Consider the following 6926-nt stretch of genomic DNA (forward strand, 5'->3'; position numbering starts at 1 on the left):
GCCCACCCCGGCGACCGGATCCTCCACCTCGACCTGCACCCGGAGAACGTGCTCCTCACCCCGCGCGGCCCGGTCGTCATCGACTGGCACGACAGCGCCGAGGGCCCGCCCGGCTACGACCTCGCCGTCTCGGCCATGATCCTCGCCGAGGTCGCCGCCGCCGGCTCCCCGCTCGCCGGCCCGTCCATGGCCCTCCTGACCGCCCTCCTCGACGCGCTCGGCCCCGACGCCGCCGCCATCGGCGACCACCTCCCCCGCGCCCACGCCCGCCGCGCCGCCAACCCCACCCTCAGACCCGGCGAACACGAGGCCGTGGACCTCGCGCTGTCCCTGCTCCACCGGCAACCTCAAATTTCGCTCTGAGACTACGGCCGCCGCACTTCGCACGGCCCCTGCTCGGGCATGGTTGGGGTGTGAAGACGACCCTGCGGGACCGGACCTGCGTTCGGAGTGTGGTCATGACAGGAACTTCCTCCCCGGTGCCCTCCTCCGTGCCGGAGATCGGCACGATGGCACGCGACACCTCGCGCGACAGGATCGGCAGAGTCATGGCCCACCTCTACGGCACGGTCTGGCTCCGCCCACCCGGCGGCGGCCAGGAGTGGACCGCCCGCCCGGAGGACGTCCGCCCCATCCCGGCCAGCGAATCCCTGAGCCACCGCGTGGCCGAAGCCAACCGCCGCGCCCGCAACGCGCGTTGACCGCCCTGGCGCTCCCGCGCGCCGGCACGCTGCTCTCCCCCTGGACCACCCACCGCGTGGCCCGCGCCTCCGCAACGCCGAGATCGAGGACCGCCACTGCCAACGCCTCGACCGCGGCCACCCCCACACCGGCGAAACCCCGGACCAGGCACTCCTGAACCCCAGGGCCGCCGAGCCGAAACTCCGCACCCTCATCCACACCATGCGCCGCGAACACCACCTCGCGCTGACGCGCGACCCCGTCGGCGGTCGGCGCTATCCTGCCGGTCGTTGGTCGATCTGACGCCTCACCCGATGAGGACGGCCGCCAAGGGGGGTGGCTCAGAAGAGGCCGCCGGGCCCCTGTGACCCCGCGCCCTCGTGCAGCTCCGACCCCCACCCCCCTCAAACGGTCACCGTGGCCGCGCGGAAGCCCTGTGAGCACCCCGGTCAGCCAGGCTGGTGGTCCCAGAAGCAGTAGACACACGCGCCACGCCCCTCCGCCGTCGCTTCGGCCCAGCGCGACACGACGCCGAGGACGAGTCTCCATCCCCAGCCGCACGGCGTACTCCCGCCCTTCCTCCAGGGCCTTGCAAGCCGAAGAACGATGGAAGGCCTGGCCCCCGGCCGTGACGTAGACGAACCTGACCAGCCCCTCGCGAACCGGCGCACAGTCCCCGCACTGTTGGACGATCCCCGCCCGATGCAGCACGCGAGGGCCGCCTCCGGGTCATCCGGCGGCGGCTGTTCGTGCAGGCGGAACCTCGGGTGGATCACGGGAGATCGGCGTAGGACCAGCCGGTCCAGTGGGTGATGGTGATCTCGATGACCGGTCCCTCGGGTGGGTGGTTCCGGTACTGCGGATACTTCGCGAGGAGCCGGTCGACGGGGGCGTGGCGGGCGTCGTCGTCCAGGACTCGTGCCGTGCCGTCGCCGCGGGCCCACCAGAGGTGGGTCCAGTCGTCGTCGTAGTGGTCGACGAGGACGCAGACGCGGGGGTCGGCGGCGATGTTGGTGAGGCGCCGCAGGCGCTGATGGCGCTTCGGCTTGTGGTCGACGGCCGTGACGAGCGTGTCGCCGTGGGCGGCGAACGTCGCCGGTACCTGGTGGGGAGCGCCGTCCGGGGTGAGGGTGGCGAGGCGCAGGATCCGGGCCGAGGTGACGAGTCGCCGGGCCGTGGCGGGAGGGAGTCGCATGGTCCTGGGATAGCCGCCCGTGGTGACGAAAGCCACCCGAAGTGCGCCGGTTCGCGACTTGGTGCGCCATCTTGATGACCGATACGCTCCGTCAGACAACAAAGGCTCTCGGGGAGTGCTCATTCCGCCGGACAAGGCGACACGGGCGGCCGTCAGGAGGTTCACCGGTGACTGAGAAATCCCCCTTACGAGGTGAAGGGGTCGCCCCGCTGACCCCGTTGCCCGCCGACTTCCGTGCCTTCCACCAGATGTACCGGCCGGCGTACGTCCGTTGGGCCGAGCTCTACCTCGGCGGGCGGGACGAGGCCGAGGAGGCCGTGGACCGCACGTTCGAGCAGTTGGCCGCCGAGTGGGGCGAGGTGCTCAAGGTGGACAGCCCGGCCGGCCACGCGTGGACGCTGCTGAAGCGGCACACCGTGGAGGCGGCCAGGGCGCGCGGGCGGCGGCCGGTGGTGATGGACACCGCGGCCTTCGAGACGGTGGCGCTGCGGGACGCCGTCGACCCGGTCGGTGAGCTCGCCGAGAGCCTCAGCGTCTACCAGGCGATCCGGGAGCTGCCCGAGCGGCAGCACGACGTGATCGTGCTGCGCTACTGCATCGGTTACGGCACCGCCGAGACGGCCGACATCCTCGGGATCAGCGAGCCCGGGGTACGCTCGACGGCCCGCTACGCGCGGCACCGGCTGAAGGAGGCGCTGGGGCTGAGCGGCGAGGCGGCGAAGGAGGGCGGTGACGATGAGCAGGTCCATTGACGAGGTGCTCGCCAGGGCGGTGCTCGCCGGCGCCCCGCGCAGCTACACCCGGCAGGAGATGGACGCCGCCGAGTCGCGGATAGCGGCCAGGGTGGCGGACCGGGGGAGGTGTGAGGCGCTGGGGCCCGACCGCGCGCCGTGTCCCGGCAGCAGGGCGGCCGAGATCGACCGCTCGCTCCGGACGCTGTGTCGCACGGTGGTCGAGCAGGAGGGCGCGCTCCAGCACATGGCGGCCCTCCTCGGCGGCCGGATCCCCGGGCCGGAGGGGGCGCGGGTGCTCGGCTGCGTGCTCCAGCTGGCCGGCCAGGAGGACGGCGCCCGCTTCTGGTGGCAGTTCTCGGCCGGCGCCGGGGACGGGGCCGCCGCCTACTGTCTCTACCTCCACCACCTCACCCTGGGGGAGGAGTGGGAGGCCGAGCTGTGGCACCGGCAGGCCGAGCCCGACCGGCACCCGCACGGCCCGGTGGGGGAGCCGGAGGACGGCAGCGACCCCGCGCTCGTGCTGCGGGTGCTGGCGCTGCTGCGCGGCGAGCCCGGCTATCTGACGGCCGCCGCCGCGGCCGTCGTGCACTACGTCCCGGACGCCATGCGCTTCGTCGACGAGATCGAACTGCCGCTGCCCGACGACGACTTCGCGCAGCGGATCGAGGAGCTGACCGCCTGACGATCATCAGGTGGATCCCTGACCGCCCCTGATGAAGGACGAGCGCTCCCTCCACCCGTGGGAGGTGTAGCCAGCCCCACTTCTACACCCTGGGGGGGATGTCCCATCGCGACCTGTGGCCGATCCGCGAGGGGGTTGACGTCTCCTAGTTTGGAAGACATGACCACGCCCAGGACGGTCCAGATGGGGACCCCGCCGACCTTCACCTCGTATGTGCAGGCGCGCGGCCCGGTGCTGCTGCGCACGGCCCGCTCGCTGACGTCCAACCCGAGCGACGCCGAGGACCTGCTCCAGACCGCCCTCACCAAGACCTACCTGGCGTGGGAACGCATCGAGGACCACCGTGCCCTCGACGGATACGTCCGCCGTGCCCTGCTCAACACCCGCACCTCCCAGTGGCGGAAGCGGCGCGTCGACGAGTACGCGGTGGACGAGCTGCCCGAGCCGGAGCCCCTCCCCGAGCCCGACCCGGCGGAGCGGCAGGCCGTGCGGGACGCCATGTGGCGGGCGGTCGTCCGGCTGCCTGACCGGCAGCGGGCCATGGTCGTCCTCAGGTACTACGAGGACATGAGCGAGGCCGCCACGGCCGAGTTGCTCGGGGTCTCCGTGGGCACCGTCAAGAGCGCCGTCTCGCGCGCGCTCGCCAAGCTCCGCGCGGACGTGGAACTGGCCGGGATCGTCGACGGCGTGGAGCGCGCGGACACCGTGATGGCCGCCTGAGCCCGACGCGGCCCGACGCGGCCCGACACGGCCCGACACGGCCCGACGTTAGGGGTGTCCGAGGGCCGGGGCAGCCGCCACAATCGGCGGGACATCGTTGTCGACGCGTGCCCCGGGAGGCCCAGTTGTACGGCACCAGGTTGTACGGCACCAGGTTGTACGGCACCATGCAGGACGTCCCGCTCCTCGTCAGCCGCATCCTCGCGCACGGCGGCACGGTCCACGCCGGTTCGGTGATCACCACCTGGACCGGTGAGGGCGCCCCGCGCCGTCGCACCTTCGCCGAGAGCGCCGGCCGCGCCGCCCAGCTCGCCCACGCCCTGCGCGACGACCTCGGGGTGCGGGAGGGAGACGTCGTCGGCACCCTGATGTGGAACAACGCCGAGCATGTCGAGGCCTACTTCGCCGTGCCGTCCATGGGCGCCGTGCTCCACACCCTCAACCTGCGGCTGCCCCACGACCAGTTGCGCTGGATCATCGACCACGCCGCCGACCGCGTCATCCTGGTCGACGGCAGCCTCGTGCCGCTGCTCGCCCCGCTGCTGCCGGCGCTGACCGCCGTCGAGCACCTGGTCGTCGTCGGCCCGGGCGATACCGCGGCGCTCACCGCCACCGGCACCCGCGCCGCCGTCCACGACTACGAGGAGCTGCTCGCCGGCCGCCCCACCTCGTACGCCTGGCCCGAGCTCGACGAGCGCACCGCCGCCGCCCTCTGCTACACCTCGGGCACCACCGGCGACCCGAAGGGCGTGGCCTACTCGCACCGCTCGATCTACCTGCACTGCATGCAGATCAACATGGCCGAGTCGATGGGGCTGACCGCCGCCGACACCACGCTGCCGGTGGTCCCGATGTTCCACGTGAACGCCTGGGGCATCCCGCACGCCGCGTTCATGTCGGGAGTGGGGCTGCTGCTCCCCGACCGTTTCCTCCAACCCGGGCCGCTCGCGGACATGATCGCCGCCGAGCGCCCCAGCCACGCGGCCGCCGTGCCCACCATCTGGCAGGGCCTGCTCGCCGAGCTCGCGGAGCGCCCGCGCGACATCTCCGCCCTCACCCGCGTCTGCATCGGCGGCTCCGCCTGCCCGCCCGCGCTGATGCGGGCCTTCGAGGAGCGGCACGGCGTCCACGTCCAGCACGCCTGGGGCATGACAGAGACCTCGCCGCTCGGCACCCTCTGTCACCCGCCGCACGGTCTCACCCCCGAGGCTGAGTGGCGCTACCGCGTCACCCAGGGCCGGTTCCCGAGCGGCGTCGAGGCCCGCCTGGCGGGTCCTGACGGCTCGTTCCTGCCCTGGGACGGCGTCTCCGCGGGCGAGCTCGAGGTGCGCGGCCCCTGGATCGCGGCCGCCTACCACGGTGGCGCGAGCGGCGAACCCGAGCGCCCGGCGGACCGGTTCAGCCCCGACGGCTGGCTGCGCACCGGCGACGTCGGCGTCATCTCCCCCGACGGCTACCTGACGCTCACCGACCGCTCGAAGGACGTCATCAAGTCGGGCGGCGAGTGGATCTCCTCCGTGGCCCTGGAGAACCACCTGATGGCCCACCCGGGGGTCGCCGAGGCCGCCGTCGTCGCCGTGCCAGACGAGACCTGGGGCGAGCGTCCGCTGGCCGCCGTCGTCCCGGTGGCCGGGGAGGGCGATGTCGACTACGCCGAGCTGCGCGCGTTCCTCGGCGAGCGGGTGCCGCGCTGGCAGCTGCCCGAGCGGTGGACCACCATCGCGGCCGTGCCCAAGACGAGCGTCGGCAAGTTCGACAAGAAGGTGCTACGTGCCGACTACGCCAAGGGAGAACTTGACGTCACCCTTCTGCCGCGCGAGAGCCGGGGCGAGGCCGAGACGGAGACGGCGACGGAGGCCACGCCGTCCTAGGCCCGGTCCGGGCCTAGTGTGCCCCGATCTTGGTCAACAGGTCGACGATCCTGGCCTGCACCTCAGCGTTGGTCGACCGCTCGGCCAGGAACAGCACCGTCTCGCCGGACGCCAGCAGCGGCAGTTGGGTCTGGTCCATCTCGGCCGCCGTGTAGACGACGAACGGGGTGCGGTTGAGTATTCCGTTCACCCGCAGCCAGTCGATGATCCCGGCCCGCCGGCGCCGCACCTGGTTGAGGTCCATCACCACCAGGTTGGGCCGGATCTGCGCCGCCACCTCCATCGCCTGGGCGTCCGAGGTGGCGTGCGCGGCCTGCATCCCGCGCCGCTCCAGCGAGGCGGTCAGCGCGCCCGCGATCGCCGGCTGCTCCTCGACCAGCAGCACCCGCGGCGGGTGCTGCTCGCTGTCCCGGGGCGCCAACGCCTTCAGCAGCACGGCCGGGTCGGCGCCGTAGGCCGCCTCCCGGCTGGCCTGCCCGAGCCCCGCCGTCACCAGCACCGGCACCTCGGCGGCGACCGCCGCGGCGCGCAGCGACTGCAGCGCCGTCCTGGTGATCGGCCCGGTCAGCGGGTCGACGAACAGCGCCGCCGGATAGGCCGCGATCTGCGCGTCCACCTCCTCGCGCGAGTGCACGATGACCGGCCGGTAGCCGCGGTCCTGCAGCGCCTGCTGGGTGGAGACGTCGGGCTCGGGCCAGACCAGCAGCCGGCGCGGGTTGTCAAGCGGCTCGGGCGGCAGCTCGTCGTCGGCCGGCACGGGCAGCCGCATCGCGCCCTGCGAGGGGTCGGTGACCTCCACCGCGCCGTTCGGCCCGTCCAGCGGCTCTGGCCCCTCGGCCGCGCCCTCGGCGGGAGCGCTGATCGCGTACTTGCGGCCACGGCCCTGGGTGCCGGCTGGCGCGGCGGCCGGCGACTGCGGCGACTGCTGCTGGCCGATCCGGGCGGAGTCGTCCGCGGGCGGGGTGGCGAGCTTGCGGCGCCGCGTGGGCTGCGGAGCCGGCTGCGGCACCTGCTGCGCGGGCTGGGGTTGGGGTGGTTGCGGC

At 73.2% G+C, this 6926-nt stretch carries 7 protein-coding genes and 1 pseudogene; 6 read left to right on the forward strand and 2 right to left on the reverse strand.

Going from position 1 to position 6926, the window contains the following annotated elements; translation table 11 throughout:
• Together E1265_RS31195 and E1265_RS31200 are read left to right on the forward strand one after the other, a co-directional pair.
• On the forward strand, window positions 1-363 hold a 363-nt coding region (locus E1265_RS31195), incomplete at its 5' end, for a phosphotransferase (protein WP_165953941.1).
• 95 nt (window positions 364-458) lie between these two features.
• On the forward strand, window positions 459-701 hold the full coding sequence (locus E1265_RS31200; RefSeq protein WP_243741240.1) for a hypothetical protein: 243 nt from the start codon (window positions 459-461) through the stop codon (window positions 699-701).
• A 752-nt stretch (window positions 702-1453) separates the two neighbouring features.
• Here the strand turns inward: E1265_RS31200 and E1265_RS31205 are convergent.
• Window positions 1454-1876, reverse strand: coding sequence for a TIGR03668 family PPOX class F420-dependent oxidoreductase (locus E1265_RS31205; protein WP_132934334.1), 423 nt, complete (start codon window positions 1874-1876; stop codon window positions 1454-1456).
• A 167-nt stretch (window positions 1877-2043) separates the two neighbouring features.
• Between E1265_RS31205 and E1265_RS31210 the strand changes: the two genes are divergently transcribed.
• From E1265_RS31210 to E1265_RS31225, 4 genes are all read left to right on the forward strand, one after another.
• Window positions 2044-2628, forward strand: a complete 585-nt coding sequence (locus E1265_RS31210; RefSeq protein ID WP_347877268.1) for a sigma-70 family RNA polymerase sigma factor — start codon at window positions 2044-2046, stop codon at window positions 2626-2628.
• Window positions 2612-3292, forward strand: a complete 681-nt coding sequence (locus tag E1265_RS31215; RefSeq protein WP_132934335.1) for a hypothetical protein — start codon at window positions 2612-2614, stop codon at window positions 3290-3292. Before E1265_RS31210 ends, E1265_RS31215 begins: the two co-directional genes overlap by 17 nt.
• Window positions 3293-3451: 159 nt before the next feature.
• Window positions 3452-4012, forward strand: a complete 561-nt coding sequence (locus E1265_RS31220; protein WP_132934336.1) for a SigE family RNA polymerase sigma factor — start codon at window positions 3452-3454, stop codon at window positions 4010-4012.
• 155 nt (window positions 4013-4167) lie between these two features.
• A complete protein-coding gene (locus E1265_RS31225) occupies window positions 4168-5883 on the forward strand; it encodes a long-chain fatty acid--CoA ligase (protein WP_132934340.1) in 1716 nt (571 codons plus the stop codon).
• 13 nt (window positions 5884-5896) lie between these two features.
• On the opposite strand, the pseudogene E1265_RS31230 reads toward E1265_RS31225, so the two are convergent.
• Window positions 5897-6926, reverse strand: a pseudogene (locus tag E1265_RS31230) (response regulator); the annotation flags it as partial.

Source organism: Streptomyces sp. 8K308, assembly GCF_004348315.1.
Lineage (GTDB): Bacteria > Actinomycetota > Actinomycetes > Streptomycetales > Streptomycetaceae > Streptomyces.

What these genes read in the sequence shown, in the direction of transcription:
- E1265_RS31200 (WP_243741240.1), top strand. Translation starts at nt 459, where the DNA reads ATGACAGGAACTTCCTCCCCGGTGCCCTCCTCCGTGCCGGAGATCGGC.
- E1265_RS31205 (WP_132934334.1), bottom strand. Translation starts at nt 1,876, where the DNA reads ATGCGACTCCCTCCCGCCACGGCCCGGCGACTCGTCACCTCGGCCCGG.
- E1265_RS31215 (WP_132934335.1), top strand. Translation starts at nt 2,612, where the DNA reads ATGAGCAGGTCCATTGACGAGGTGCTCGCCAGGGCGGTGCTCGCCGGC.
- E1265_RS31220 (WP_132934336.1), top strand. Translation starts at nt 3,452, where the DNA reads ATGACCACGCCCAGGACGGTCCAGATGGGGACCCCGCCGACCTTCACC.